This window comes from Streptomyces sp. G5(2025), assembly GCF_049542075.1.
In the GTDB taxonomy this organism is placed as follows: domain Bacteria; phylum Actinomycetota; class Actinomycetes; order Streptomycetales; family Streptomycetaceae; genus Streptomyces.
This window is the reverse complement of record NZ_JBMUZT010000006.1, coordinates 3,696,501-3,708,917: the sequence shown is the minus strand read 5'-3', so window position 1 is coordinate 3,708,917 and position 12,417 is coordinate 3,696,501. Positions and strand designations below refer to the sequence as shown.

Annotated in this window: 10 protein-coding genes and 5 tRNA genes; 6 read left to right on the top strand and 9 right to left on the bottom strand. The window is 70.4% G+C overall.

Translation table 11 applies throughout. The features are described from left to right. Window positions 1-130 precede the first annotated feature (130 nt). The 4 genes from ACOBQB_RS27660 to ACOBQB_RS27645 all read right to left on the bottom strand — a co-directional run bounded on the left by ACOBQB_RS27660 (window position 131) and on the right by ACOBQB_RS27645 (window position 2,026). Window positions 131-204: transfer RNA gene (locus ACOBQB_RS27660), tRNA-Phe, on the bottom strand. Window positions 205-229: 25 nt separating this feature from the next. Next, window positions 230-304, bottom strand: a tRNA-Asp gene (locus ACOBQB_RS27655). 39 nt (window positions 305-343) lie between these two features. Continuing rightward, window positions 344-416 (bottom strand) — tRNA-Glu (locus tag ACOBQB_RS27650). Window positions 417-496: 80 nt separating this feature from the next. Then, the gene (locus tag ACOBQB_RS27645) at window positions 497-2,026 is read right to left on the bottom strand and encodes a metallophosphoesterase family protein (RefSeq protein WP_423595296.1); all 1,530 of its coding nucleotides are present in this window, start codon (window positions 2,024-2,026) and stop codon (window positions 497-499) included. 71 nt (window positions 2,027-2,097) lie between these two features. On the opposite strand from ACOBQB_RS27645, the gene ACOBQB_RS27640 reads away from it, so the two are divergent. From ACOBQB_RS27640 to ACOBQB_RS27625, 4 genes are all read left to right on the top strand, one after another. After that, window positions 2,098-2,448 (top strand): metallopeptidase family protein, encoded by a 351-nt coding sequence (locus ACOBQB_RS27640; RefSeq protein ID WP_205036692.1) that lies wholly within the window; start codon window positions 2,098-2,100, stop codon window positions 2,446-2,448. Window positions 2,449-2,582: 134 nt separating this feature from the next. Continuing rightward, complete coding sequence (locus ACOBQB_RS27635) at window positions 2,583-3,155, top strand: hypothetical protein (RefSeq protein WP_423595294.1); 573 nt, start codon at window positions 2,583-2,585, stop codon at window positions 3,153-3,155. Between the two features lie 225 nt (window positions 3,156-3,380). After that, window positions 3,381-5,699, top strand: coding sequence for a DEAD/DEAH box helicase (locus ACOBQB_RS27630; RefSeq protein ID WP_423595292.1), 2,319 nt, complete (start codon window positions 3,381-3,383; stop codon window positions 5,697-5,699). A gap of 166 nt (window positions 5,700-5,865) precedes the next feature. Continuing rightward, a tRNA-Lys gene (locus ACOBQB_RS27625) sits at window positions 5,866-5,939 on the top strand. A 756-nt stretch (window positions 5,940-6,695) separates the two neighbouring features. Here the strand turns inward: ACOBQB_RS27625 and ACOBQB_RS27620 are convergent. The 5 genes from ACOBQB_RS27620 to ACOBQB_RS27600 form a co-directional block, all read right to left on the bottom strand. Beyond that, window positions 6,696-6,911 (bottom strand): DUF3073 domain-containing protein, encoded by a 216-nt coding sequence (locus tag ACOBQB_RS27620; RefSeq protein WP_423595290.1) that lies wholly within the window; start codon window positions 6,909-6,911, stop codon window positions 6,696-6,698. 161 nt (window positions 6,912-7,072) lie between these two features. After that, window positions 7,073-7,453, bottom strand: a complete 381-nt coding sequence (speD, locus tag ACOBQB_RS27615; RefSeq protein ID WP_423595288.1) for an adenosylmethionine decarboxylase — start codon at window positions 7,451-7,453, stop codon at window positions 7,073-7,075. A 908-nt stretch (window positions 7,454-8,361) separates the two neighbouring features. Next, window positions 8,362-8,613, bottom strand: a complete 252-nt coding sequence (locus tag ACOBQB_RS27610) for a chaplin (protein ID WP_423595286.1) — start codon at window positions 8,611-8,613, stop codon at window positions 8,362-8,364. A 274-nt stretch (window positions 8,614-8,887) separates the two neighbouring features. Beyond that, window positions 8,888-9,703, bottom strand: a complete 816-nt coding sequence (locus ACOBQB_RS27605; RefSeq protein WP_423595284.1) for a MerR family transcriptional regulator — start codon at window positions 9,701-9,703, stop codon at window positions 8,888-8,890. Window positions 9,704-9,811: 108 nt separating this feature from the next. Then, window positions 9,812-10,726, bottom strand: coding sequence for an alpha/beta fold hydrolase (locus tag ACOBQB_RS27600; protein WP_423595282.1), 915 nt, complete (start codon window positions 10,724-10,726; stop codon window positions 9,812-9,814). Window positions 10,727-10,827: 101 nt separating this feature from the next. On the opposite strand from ACOBQB_RS27600, the gene ACOBQB_RS27595 reads away from it, so the two are divergent. Together ACOBQB_RS27595 and ACOBQB_RS27590 are read left to right on the top strand one after the other, a co-directional pair. After that, window positions 10,828-10,901: transfer RNA gene (locus ACOBQB_RS27595), tRNA-Met, on the top strand. A 190-nt stretch (window positions 10,902-11,091) separates the two neighbouring features. Beyond that, window positions 11,092-12,276 (top strand): PP2C family protein-serine/threonine phosphatase, encoded by a 1,185-nt coding sequence (locus ACOBQB_RS27590; protein WP_423595280.1) that lies wholly within the window; start codon window positions 11,092-11,094, stop codon window positions 12,274-12,276. Window positions 12,277-12,417 lie beyond the last annotated feature (141 nt).

The window sequence follows — 12,417 nt, the reverse complement described above, 5'->3', positions numbered from 1 at the left end:
CCGTCTAGACGCCGGTTAATGGGCGGGTTGGTGGGAGACATCCGCCGCGGAGCGGCGGGACAGGGGAGGCCGCTGGGTACGACGTGGGAACGGCGAAGGCCCCGTCCAGGGGGCGGGGCCTTCGGGGAAGTGGCTGGGGCCGGGATCGAACCGGCGACCTATCGCTTTTCAGGCGATCGCTCGTACCAACTGAGCTACCCAGCCACGCGATCCGCGGAGGGATCGCAAGCGGTCCTGACGGGATTTGAACCCGCGGCCTCCACCTTGACAGGGTGGCGAGCACTCCAAACTGCTCCACAGGACCAAGCATTGTGCGAGCACTAGTCTCGCACAAGGTGTTGCGTGCCCCCAACGGGATTCGAACCCGTGCTACCGCCTTGAAAGGGCGGCGTCCTGGGCCACTAGACGATGAGGGCTAAGAGGCCCGCCTGGGCGCTTTGCAGCGCGTCGGGGACGTGAGAAGCATATGGGATGCGAAGAGGTATCGCCAAAACGGTTATCCGCGGGGCTGTGCTCCGGGCTGGTTCTCCTTGGGGAGATGGCGGCTGACCTCCGCCTTCGTGAGGCCGAGCCCACCGAGCCTGATCTCGTCCCAGGCCTGTAGCCGCTTGGTCGTACGGTCCAGGTAGAGCACGGACGCCTCGACCGGATCGGGGTACTTGCCCTCGACCGCCCGCAGGCCGCTGCCGCCCGTCGATCCCTCGACGCGCAGCCGCGTGCCCCCGTCCATGACCTCCATTTCCTGGTGATGGATGTGGCCCGCGAGGACCAGCGGCACCTCGCCGTCCGTCTCGCGCGCCGTCGTCGGGTTGTGCGCGATCGCCACGTCGACCGGGGTGCCGGCCGCCCGCTCGGCGCGCAGGGCCGAGGCGAGCCGTATGCCGGCCATCCGGTGGACGGAGTCGCCCTCGGGCTGCACGGAGCGGTCGGGGGTGTACTGCGGGTCGCCGATCCCGGCGAAGCGCAGGCCGGCGACGGTCGCCGCCTTGCCGTCATCGAGGACGTGGACGTTCTTGAAGCGCTCCAGGTAGCGCTGCGTGGTCATCGAGTCGTGGTTGCCGCGTACCCACACGTAAGGGGCCCCCAGGTCCTTGATCGGGTCGAGGAAGGGGTTCTCGGCGGCGCTGCCGTGGTCCATCGTGTCGCCGGAGTCGACGATGGCGTTGATGTCGTACTGCTCGACGAGGGAGGCGATGATCTTCCAGCTCGCCGGGTTGAGGTGGATGTCGGAGACGTGCAGGACCCGCATGGTCGTGGGGTCCGGCTGGTACGCGGGGAGCGTGGAGGTGACGTCGTACAGCTTGGTCACGTTGGTGACCAGGCGCGCCAACTCCTGTTGGTAGACGTCGAATTCGCTGACGATGCTGCGGGCGTTGCCGACGACCGAGGGGGCGCTGCTGAGCAGGCCGGAGAACTTCGGTTCCAGGACGGACTTGGGGTTCCAGGTGGCGTACGCCGCCGTGCCCGAGGCCGCGAGGAGGGCGAGGGCCAGGCCGCCCGCCGCGAGCGCGCGGCGCGGGCGGCGGTAGACGGCGAGCCCGAGCGCGGTGGCGCCCGAGACGACGGCGACGCAGGACCGTACGGCCAGGTCGAGCGTGCCGTGGCCGACGTCGCGCGCCACCTCGTCCTGGAGCCCCGAGAGCCGCTCCGGGTGGTCGACGAGGGCCTGGGAGCGCACGGGGTCGAGGCGGTCCACGTCCACGTCCAGGCGGATGGGGGCGGTGTGGGAGCGCAGTTCCAGGGCGCCGAGCGGCGAGACGTTGATTTTCGTGCCGCCGGTGAGGGACGGGCGGAGCGTCATGCGAGTGTCCATCGGGCCGACGGGTGCGCGCACGCTGCCGACGATCAGCAGGCCGAGCCAGGCGCCGAGCAGGACGACCGCGATCAGGCCGAGGGCGCGGGTGTAGGGGTGCGGCGGGCTGACCAGTTCGCTGACGGGGTGGGTGCGGCGGGCGCGGTAGTGGCCCATGAGGGCGCGGACCGCCCTTCGTATGCCCTGCGGGACGACCGAGACGTCGCGAGCCATTGGTCCCGTATGCCCAATTGGAGCGGGAGGTATGCCGGGACGCGGGAGACGGCGTGGCCGACAATGGGGGGGTGCTGGAGATGACGCGCGAGGAGTTCGAGGAACTGGTCGGCGAGGCTCTTGACCGGATTCCGCCGGAATTGACGCGGTTGATGGACAACGTGGCCGTTTTTGTCGAGGACGAGCCGCCCGCCGAGGATCCCGACTTGCTCGGGCTGTACGAAGGGACGCCGCTGACCGACCGGGGCGAGTGGTACGCGGGGGTCCTGCCGGACCGCATCACCATCTACCGGGGGCCCACGCTCCGCATGTGTGAGTCGCGTGAGGACGTGGTCGCCGAGACGGAGATCACCGTCGTGCACGAGGTGGCCCATCACTTCGGGATCGACGACGCCCGGCTGCACGCGCTCGGGTACGGGTGAGGGTATGGAGGCGGGCGCGCGTCCGGCCGCGTGTGCGGGGCCGGTGTGGGAGCGGATGACGTCCGTGTCCTCTTGCGGGCCGCGGGAGTTGGGCAGTGCGTCCCCATTCTCAGCGCCTCAGGAGGTGCTCGGCCGTGCGCCAGTTGTACGTTCCCGTCCGTTGGGCCGCGGTCGCGGTGGCCGTCGCGGCCACCGCGGGCTGCATGAGCATCGGTGACGACGGGGAGGGGCCGCGGCCCGGGCACTCCGCGGGGGACGGCGGCTCCGCCGTCTCCGACGGCAGGCCGGTGGCCCGGGGCGACGACATCGCGTCCGGCGGTGAGCGCGGCCAGGGCCGGGACAAGGGCAAGGCCAAGGCCAAGCACAAAGGCAAGGGCAAGGGCAAGGGCAAGGGCGACGGTGCCGCCGGCGATGGCGACGCGGCCCCGGAGGCCGGGCAGCCCTCGGAGTCCGCGGCGCCCTCGTCGGCCGCCCCGAAGCCGACGAAACAGCCCGGCAAACCCCTCCCGCCGCGGCCGAAGCCGACGCCCACCCGGCCGAGCGAGGAGCCCGAGCCGCCGAAGCCCTCGTCGTCCCCGACGCCGGCCCCGACCACTCCGGAGCCGTCCTCCTCGGAGCACGACGGGTCGGGGCAGGGCGCGCAGCTCCAGCGCCGGAACGCGGACGACGCGGAGCGGGAGCCGTCGCCCGAGGCGGGGCCGCAGTAGTCGTATGCGCAGGTGGGAGGGGGTATGGCGGGGGCGGTTTGCCATATGGGGTGGGGGGTGCGTATGGTGGTAGATCGTTTGATCCCATTTGCCCGGCGCCGACACAGAAGAGCGCCGCGTGGCGCGTACTCTCCCTTGCCGTGGCTGACCGCATCGAGGCGGTCCATTGCGAAATCACGGAGTTGACGGGCGCGTGCCGAGACTCCGGAAGGTTTCGCATTTCGCATGTCCATTTTCAGTTCTGACCACGCCGTCCTGCCCGAGAACGAGATCGTCGAGAACGAGGTCGTCGAGGTCGTTGACGTCGTCGAGGCGGTCGAGGCCGTAGTGGCCGCCGCCGAGGCCGTCGAGGCCGTCGAGGCCGTCGAGACGACGACCGCGACCGTCGCGTCCGAGGACGTCACCGAGGTCACCCCCGACGCCGCTGAGGCCGACGCCGACGCCGAGCCCGAGATGACCTTCGCCGACCTCGGTCTGCCCGAGGGCATCGTCCGCAAGCTCGCGCAGAACGGCGTGACCACGCCCTTCCCGATCCAGGCCGCGACCATCCCGGACGCCCTGGCCGGCAAGGACATCCTCGGCCGTGGCCGCACCGGCTCCGGCAAGACCCTCTCCTTCGGCCTGCCGATGCTGGCGACCCTCGCCGAGGGCGGCCGCACCGAGAAGAAGAAGCCCCGCGGCGTCATCCTCACCCCGACCCGTGAGCTCGCGATGCAGGTCGCGGACGCCCTCCAGCCCTACGGCGACGTCCTCGGCCTGAAGATGAAGGTCGTCTGCGGCGGTACGTCCATGGGCAACCAGATCTACGCCCTGGAGCGCGGCGTCGACATCCTCGTCGCCACCCCGGGCCGCCTGCGCGACATCATCAGCCGCGGCGCCTGCTCGCTGGAGAACACCCAGATCGCCGTCCTCGACGAGGCCGACCAGATGTCCGACCTGGGCTTCCTGCCCGAGGTCACCGAGCTGCTCGACCAGGTCCCGTCCGGCGGCCAGCGCATGCTGTTCTCGGCCACGATGGAGAACGAGATCTCCACGCTGGTCAAGCGCTACCTGACCAACCCGGTGACGCACGAGGTCGACAGCGCCCAGGGCAACGTCACGACCATGACGCACCACATCCTGATCGTGAAGCCCCGCGACAAGGCCCCCGTCACGGCCGCCATCGCCGCGCGCAAGGGCCGCACGATCATCTTCGTCCGCACCCAGCTGGGCGCCGACCGCATCGCCGAGCAGCTCTGCGACTCCGGTGTGAAGGCCGACGCGCTGCACGGCGGCATGACGCAGGGCGCTCGTACGCGCGTCCTGGAAGACTTCAAGAAGGGCTACGTCAACGCCCTCGTCGCCACCGACGTCGCCGCCCGCGGCATCCACGTCGACGGCATCGACCTGGTCCTGAACGTGGACCCGGCCGGTGACCACAAGGACTACCTGCACCGCTCCGGCCGCACCGCGCGTGCCGGCCGCTCCGGCACGGTCGTCTCCCTCTCCCTGCCGCACCAGCGCCGCCAGATCTTCCGCCTGATGGAGGACGCGGGCGTCGACGCCACGCGCCACATCATCAACGGCGGCGGCACCTTCGACCCGGAGGTCGCCGAGATCACCGGCGCCCGCTCGATGACCGAGGTGCAGGCCGACTCCGCGGGCAACGCCGCGACCCAGGCCGAGCGTGAGGTCAAGGAGCTCACCAAGGAGCTGGAGCGCGCGCAGCGCCGCGCCGCCGAGCTGCGCGAGGAGGCCGACCGCCTCACCGCGCGTGCCGCCCGTGAGCGCGGCGAGGACCCGGAGGCCGCCGTCGCCGAGGCCGCAGCCGCGGCCGAGGCCGTCGTGGAGGCCGCCGTCGTGTCGGTCCCCGAGCAGCCCGCCGCCGAGCGCCCGGTCCGCGAGGAGCGTTCCTCCTCTTCGTACGAGAACCGCCGTCCGCAGCGTGACGAGCGCGGCAACTACGAGCGTGACCGTCGCGGTGACCGCGGTGGTGACCGTGGCGGCTTCAACCGTGACCGTCGTGATGACCGTGGCGGTGACCGTGGCGGCTTCCGTCGTGACGACCGTCCGTCGGGTGGTGGCTTCAACCGCGACCGTCGTGACGACAACCGTGGCGGTGGCTTCCGTCGTGACGACCGTCCGTCCGGTGGCGGCTTCAACCGTGACCGTGACCGTCGTGACGAGCGCGGCGGTGACCGTGGCGGCTTCCGTCGTGACGACCGTCCGTCGGGTGGTGGCTTCAACCGCGACCGTCGTGACGACAACCGTGGCGGTGGCTTCCGTCGTGACGACCGTCCGTCCGGTGGCGGCTTCAACCGTGACCGTGACCGTCGTGACGAGCGCGGCGGCGACCGTGGCGGCTTCCGCCGTGACGACCGCCCGTCCAGCGGTCACCGCGGCAGCGACCGTCCCTTCAACCGTGACCGTCGCGATGACCGCCCCTCCGGCGGCTTCCGCTCCGGCGGCCACGAGCGCCCGGCCTACAACCGCGACCGCTCCGGCACCGGCACCGGCTCCTTCGGCCGCCGTGACGACAAGCCGCGCTGGAAGCGCAACGGCTGACGGCACCCGTCGGCGCTGACCGCGCCGAGCCGTACTGAGCCGTACTGACAGTGGCCCCACCCGACTCCGGGTGGGGCCACTGCCCTCAACCGGGGGCACCGCGGAGGCCCGTTGGGGGACGAGGCAGTGAGACCGGCCCGGGCGTACGGCTATGCTGGGGTCGCGCGGGCCGCTAGCTCAATTGGTCAGAGCAGCAGACTTTTAATCTGTTGGTTGTGGGTTCGAGTCCCACGCGGCCTACACATGAGCCCCCTGGACCCGGTCATCAGACCGGGGCCAGGGGGCTTTGGCATGAGGGGGAAGGCACCGCGGTACGTGGGTGCGCCGTGAGTGTGTCGCTCGGCGTTCTGTACGAACACGCTGCCGCTGACCTTGTCGCCGGTGACGAGGCGGTAGTTCTCGTCGACCCGGGGCCGTCCCGCACGTCTTTGGCGAGATCCGGCAGCAGTGTCGCGATGAACCCGTCGACCGGTCGCTCCCGGTGGCTGGTGGCCGGTGGCCGCCAGCGTGTCACCGCTGACTGCCTTGTAGAGCTGCCACTGCTCGGGGACCAGAGCGTCCCGCGGCGCCGGGGCGGCCGCCACTGCCACGACCGGTCCGAGCAGCTCCAAGAGGTCCTCAACGCCTGCGCCCGGATGGAGCGACGGCCCGGAACAGCAAAACGTTCCGACGTTCCCACCGAGACCCTCTCGCGGGTACTTGTGGGCGGCTCTGTTGGCGGGCTGGGTGGGAGCCGAGGAGCTCCTGGGCTTCGGCGCCGTGTGGACGGTGCTCAGCGCGGCCGTGATGCTCGCGCTTCCGGTGACCCGTCGCCCTGGCCGCCGCCGGAGCCGCGGCCGGAGCGGACCGGGCCGGCCGAGCACACCGCGCCGACCGCCGCGAAGGTCCGGGAAAGCCTGGTCGGATAGCACGAAGCCGCCTTGTGGGGCGCGTCGAGAGGCCCTACAAGGCGGCTACGAATGGACGGTTGTGGCCGTTCCGAGCGTGCACCGGGTGCTAGGAGGATTGCTGGCCCTCGGGGGGACCATCCGTCCCGCCCCCGTCACGCGCTTCCTCCAAGGAGGGAGCCGTGATGCTCTGGGCGACGGTGGCGGGGCTGTCCGTGAAGCTTTGAAGCTCCTGCTGGAGCGATCTCAAGTCCGTCGAAGGAGTGTGGTACTTCAACTCTCGGGCGACCTTGGCCTGCTTCGCCCGCGCTCGACCGCGTCCCATATTCCCTCTCCTCAAGGCGAGGCTGGAGTCACCCCGCACTGATCCCCGCTCGGCTAGAGCCACAGCACCTAGACCAGCCCACTATAGGCCATCTGGTCCTGCCGAACGATGGGTCGACAAGTGCGGTGAGAGATGAGATTTGAGGGCCGGAGGAGAAGAGATCAGTGAACGGCCCGCAGCATTCGGGTGACGTTGATCCTCGTCGGCGACAGGCCGAGCTCCACGCTCTGCATCATGCGCTCGCCGTTGAGACGGCCATACGCGAGCAGATCGACATTGGCCAGGCTGTACTCGGGCCAGGTGTGGATGCTGAGGTGCGACGCGGAAAGCAGCAGAATGGCGGTCACAGCACCGTTGGGGAAAACGTGGGAAGCCTCACCGAGGACCGTCGCATTTCCCTTTTCCGCGGCATTGCGCAGAACTTCGAGGAGACGCTGCTCGTCGGTCAGGATGCTGTGGTCGCTCACCCACACGTCAACCGCGTACGAGCACAAATCGTCGACGTTTATGCCTTCGGTCGCGAGGTCGGCCGGATTCGTCATAGCGCATTAGGGAAGCAGGGGATTCGGACCCTTACCCCCGTCTCCTTTCACGTGGATGAACTCTGATCTGCCGCCGCCACCGGATGACCGGTGGCGTCCGGATCCTTGTGCTCAGCGTGACCAGAATAGCATCCATTTTAATGTCGCCCGCGGCGGTGCAGGTGGGCAGGGCCGGGCCTGGCTCCGGGCCCGGAGCCACGCACTCGCGACGTGATCTTGGCTTCGTGGACTGTCGCCCGGGAAACGGCTCCGCGGTCGGAGACCGTCAACCTTGGGCCAAGGGTATGGAGGGGAAGGGAGCCGTGCGTAATCCGTCCGTCCATTTGAGTGAATTCACCTCGCTGGACTGTGTCATGGCAACATGCGGAAGCCTATTGGTGCGGTTGGGAATATGGCCCGAGTGCACTGAGGGGCGACTGGGGCTACCGTTCCGTCGAACTGCCGGGAAGTGAATGGCCGGTGGGGCGGTTCGCCTTCCATCGTTGGCCGCCCGAGGCAGTGCTGCTCGACTGGTGCGGAGTCAACTCCGAACTCATTCGCCATCGGGATGCGAACACGGCCGAGGAATGCCTTCTGGAGCGGCTCGGAAAAGATCGGCCGACCATTGTCTTCTTGGATACGTTTCACCTTCTGTGCAGCTCTAATTATCTCCCCCGGGCGTCACGCTCACCGAATCGTCGTCCATTCGGGTGGGGGGAGGATCCGCGATCACCGTTCGTTATCGGGGATCTCTTTTGGGACTGGCGGAACCGCACGATATGCGCCTCACCCGAAGCCCCGGAGCAGCCCCCTGCGGCAGGCCGTCATACGCGGACTCTGCCCGCGCCGCCATCACACCCCGGAGGCGTACGCCGCCCTGAGCCCGGCCGGGATGATCCAGGCCAGCGTCTGGTTCGGGGTGACGCCCGTCAGTTCGGTTCGCAGACGTTGCCGACCGCGGGGCTGGGCACGCCGACGACGCTGATGGTGTTGCCGCAGAAGTTGAATGAGCCCTTCACGGGCATCTGTACGAGGTTGCCGCTGCCGGGACCGGGTGAGTCGCCGACCACGCCCTCCATGGTGGCGTCGGGGCGGGGGTCGGCCGCGGCGTGCGGGGCGCCGCCGGTGAGGGCGATCGCGGTGAGCGCGGCCGTCGCGAGGATCCTGCGTCCGCCGCTCATGGGGCGCCTCCAGCTGTGCACGTGGTGCCTCCGGGTGTTCACGCGTGGTCCGGTCTTCCGGGCGTGGTTCCGCCCGCCCCCGGAGCCTCGCCCGCCCGGAGCGGCTTCGACATTCCGGTGGCCCGGTGGCCGTAAGGGAACCGCTCGTTCGTAGGGCCCCGGGTGCGGGCGGCACGGGGCTGTGGCAGGCAGAGCTGTGACAGGCAAGGCTGTGGCACGGGCCTCAGCTGTCCGGCCCCGCGGCGGTCCGGCGGCGGAGGCTGTGGCACGGGCCTCAGCTGTCCGGCCCCGCGGCGGTCCGGCGGCGCTGCTCGGCGCGGTCGGACAGCGTCCCGAGGATGCGCTGCCAGGCCGGTGACGCCTCGACGAAGATCCGGGAGAAGACCAGCTGCGGGCTCCCCGGCCGGCTGCTGCTGTCCCGCTCGGACCGGCTGCTGCCCCGTGCTCCGGGCCGGCTGTTGTCCCGCTCGGGCCGGCTGTTGTCCCGCTCATGCCTGGTTTCCCACGCGTCCAGCTCGTCGATGAGCCGGTCCAGGCGTGGATCGTCCGGGGCCCAGTCGACCGCCTGGTCGCAGGCGAGGTACAGGCGCGTCGTCTCGGGGTCGTCGAACCGCGCGTTCTTGTCCCGTATCCGGTGTGGCATGGACGATGGGTCCAGTGCCTGGATCAGGATCCACGAGTCGCGCTCCAGCCGTACTCTCCGTTCGCTGACCCCGAGGGCGCGCATCCGGTCCAGGACGGCGACCACCTCGGGAGGCAGGACAAGCCTTTCGCCGCTGTCCAGCCGGGCGATCCGGCGGCGGTACTCGGTCAGCTGGTCGATCTTGCGCCGCAGCTCGGCGTCGATGTCTGCGACGGCCGAGGCGAACTCGGCCGGCTGCGCGTGCAGCAGCGCGTCGATGCGGGCCAGCGGGACACCGGCGTCGGCGAGGGTCCTGATACGGATGAGATCGACCGCGGCCTGCGCGCCGTAACAGCGGTAGCCGGAGGCATCGCGTTCGGGCTCGGGCAGCAGGCCGAAGTGGTGGTAGTGGCGCACGGTGCGCACGGTCACGCCGGCTGCCGCCGCGAGCTGGCTGATCGTCAGCACCGTTTCTTCACCTCTTACATCTCCTACGTCTCCTACGTCTCCTACGTCTCTTACGTCTCTTACGTCTCTTACGTCTGGTCTTGATCGGTGGCGTGGGCCGGGGCGATCCTAGGGGCGGCCCGCCCGGTCGACGACGTCGCGGACCGCCCGCACCACGGCGTCGGGACGGTCGAAGCAGAGCCGGTGGTGGAACGTGTCGGAGAGGACGCGCTGTTCCCCGTGCGAGACCGCGCTCACCAGGGCGGCGTCCATCTCCGTCTTGCCGTCGTTCATCTCCCGCGGCGTCCGCTCCGAGGTCAGTGCCTGCTGGGCCGGGTCGGCGCCCACCACGGTGAGGGCCACCACCGGTACGTCGGGGATCTCCGGCCCGGCCTTCAGCTCGGCGGCGAGTGCGACCAGGCCGCTCCGCTCGGCGACTCCGGAGCGCAGCCACGCGTCGCTCTCCTTGGCTTCGAGCAGCGGCTGTCGCAGGTGCTCCGGGTAGTCCGCGAGCAGCTCGGCGCGCATCTCGCGCAGGGCCGGGCGCATCTGTTCGAGTTGCTCCGCATCGGGTGCCATCCGCTCGGTCGCGGCCAGACTCGCCGCAGGAGGCATGAAGTCGTCCCAGTCCCGGTGGAACGCGTCCAGCCAGACCAGCCCGGCCACGTCCCCCGGGTACAGCTGCGCGAACCGATGCGCGTAGGCACCGCCGAGTGAGTGCGCCGCGAGTACGTACGGGCCGGCGATGCCCTGGGCGCGCAGCAGCTCGCGCAGTTCCGCGGCGACCTCGGCGGCGCTGCGCGGCAGCGGCAGCGGGTCGCTGTAGCCCGTGCCGCCGCGGTCGTACACCACGGCGGTGGTGAACCGCGAGACGCCTTGCTGCACGCCGAAATAGTCCAGGCCGACCGCGCCGGCCCCCGGCAGGAACACGACGGCCGGTCCGCCGCCGCCCGACCGGTGCACGAAGACGCGGCGGCCGTCGATCTCCTCGAACCCTCCGACCGGCGGGGCGAACCGGGCCGGGGAAGTGCTGTTGTCCGTCATGCGACGAGGCTGCAACGTTGACGCACGGTCAGGGTCAAGCGGCATCCGAAGGCCCTTGGTTCGCTTCACCCCCTCGGATGGCGTACTGTTGTGTTTACCGACGCGGGGTGGAGCAGCTCGGTAGCTCGCTGGGCTCATAACCCAGAGGTCGCAGGTTCAAATCCTGTCCCCGCTACTGAAGGCCGAAGGCCCGGAGTCAGTGATCACTCACTGACTCCGGGCCTTCGGTGTTTCCGGGGCCTTCTCACGCCTTCGCCCCCACGCCCCCGTCACCCGTCCGGCCCACACCGGCTCGCACCCGAGGCCCGCTCCAGGAAGCCTGGGTGCAGCGCGGCGATGGGCGCGGGATCGGCGGGAGACAAGCGGTGGGGCAGCGTGGAGGTACCGGGGGCAGCGGAGCCACCGCGCACGAGCGGATCCTCGTACGCGTCCTGCCCGTCCTGCTCCTGGTCGTCGGGGTCGGGTACGACGTCCTGACCCCGCCCGAGTTCACCGCCGCCCCGCTCTTCACGGCGGCCCCACTGATCGCCGCCCCCTTCTACTCGCTGCTCAGCACCGTCCTGACCGGTGTCGCGGCCTCGGCCGCGGTCATCGTGCTGCACTACGGCAACTCGGCCGGCGGCCATGTCGAGGCCGTCACCGAACTGCTCACCGTGGCGACCGTCGCGGCCCTCGCCGTCTTCATCAACCGCGTGGTGCGCCGCAGCAACGACCGGCTCGCCATCGCCCGCTCCATCGCCGAGGCCACCCAGCGCGCCGTCCTGCCGCAGCCCGACCCCCGCATCGGCGGCCTCGACCTCGCGGCGCGGTACGAGGCCGCGCAGGCCGACGCGTTCATCGGCGGCGATCTGTACGCCGTGCAGGACACCCCGCACGGCGTACGGCTCATCGTCGGCGACGTCCGCGGCAAGGGCATGGGAGCGGTCGCCGCCGTCGCCGTCGTCATCGGCGCCTTCCGTGAGGCCGCCGAGCAGGAGACCACCCTGGAGGCGGTGGCGCAGCGCCTGGAGCGGGCCCTCGCGCGGGAGGGCACCCGCCGGGAGGGGCTCGACGCCTTCGAGGGGTTCACCACCGCCGTCCTCGCGGAGATCCGGCTCAGTGAGGGCTGCGTACGACTGGTGAACCGGGGGCATCCGGAGCCGCTGCTGCTGCGGGGCGACGGGCGGCTGTGCGTGCTCTCCCCGAGCGAGCCCGCGCTGCCGCTCGGCATGGGGGAGCTGGGGGCGTGGCCGGACCGGGCGGACGAGTCGGAGTTCCCGCCCGGCGCGATGCTGCTCTTCTACACGGACGGGTTGTCGGAGGCGCGCGACGCGACCGGGTCCTTCTACGACCCGGCGGCCCGGCTCGGTGGCCGGATCTTCCCCGGCCGCGAGGGTCCGCACACGCTGCTCGCCACGCTCACGCAGGAGGTACGACGGCACACCGGGGGCGCGGCGACGGACGACATGGCGCTGCTCGCGGTGCGGCGGCCGACGACCGGGGACGGGAAGACGGCGGGCGGGGTGAGGGCCACTGGGAGGACCACTGGAGGGGTCACTGGCCGTGACTGAAGTGCAGCCCTGAGCAAGGCTAGTGACGTCATGTCAAGGGAATATAAGGTTCCGGCCGTCGGCATTCGCGAGATGACGAGAGGTCAACTCGCCCTGTTTTCCCTCTCTGTGTCCCGTAAGTACCGGCCGAGGGTGTTAATG

What these genes read in the sequence shown, in the direction of transcription:
- ACOBQB_RS27645 (WP_423595296.1), bottom strand. Translation starts at nt 2,026, where the DNA reads ATGGCTCGCGACGTCTCGGTCGTCCCGCAGGGCATACGAAGGGCGGTC.
- ACOBQB_RS27600 (WP_423595282.1), bottom strand. Translation starts at nt 10,726, where the DNA reads ATGACGGACAACAGCACTTCCCCGGCCCGGTTCGCCCCGCCGGTCGGA.
- ACOBQB_RS27630 (WP_423595292.1), top strand. Translation starts at nt 3,381, where the DNA reads ATGTCCATTTTCAGTTCTGACCACGCCGTCCTGCCCGAGAACGAGATC.
- ACOBQB_RS27620 (WP_423595290.1), bottom strand. Translation starts at nt 6,911, where the DNA reads ATGGGACGCGGTCGAGCGCGGGCGAAGCAGGCCAAGGTCGCCCGAGAG.
- speD (WP_423595288.1), bottom strand. Translation starts at nt 7,453, where the DNA reads ATGACGAATCCGGCCGACCTCGCGACCGAAGGCATAAACGTCGACGAT.
- ACOBQB_RS27610 (WP_423595286.1), bottom strand. Translation starts at nt 8,613, where the DNA reads ATGAGCGGCGGACGCAGGATCCTCGCGACGGCCGCGCTCACCGCGATC.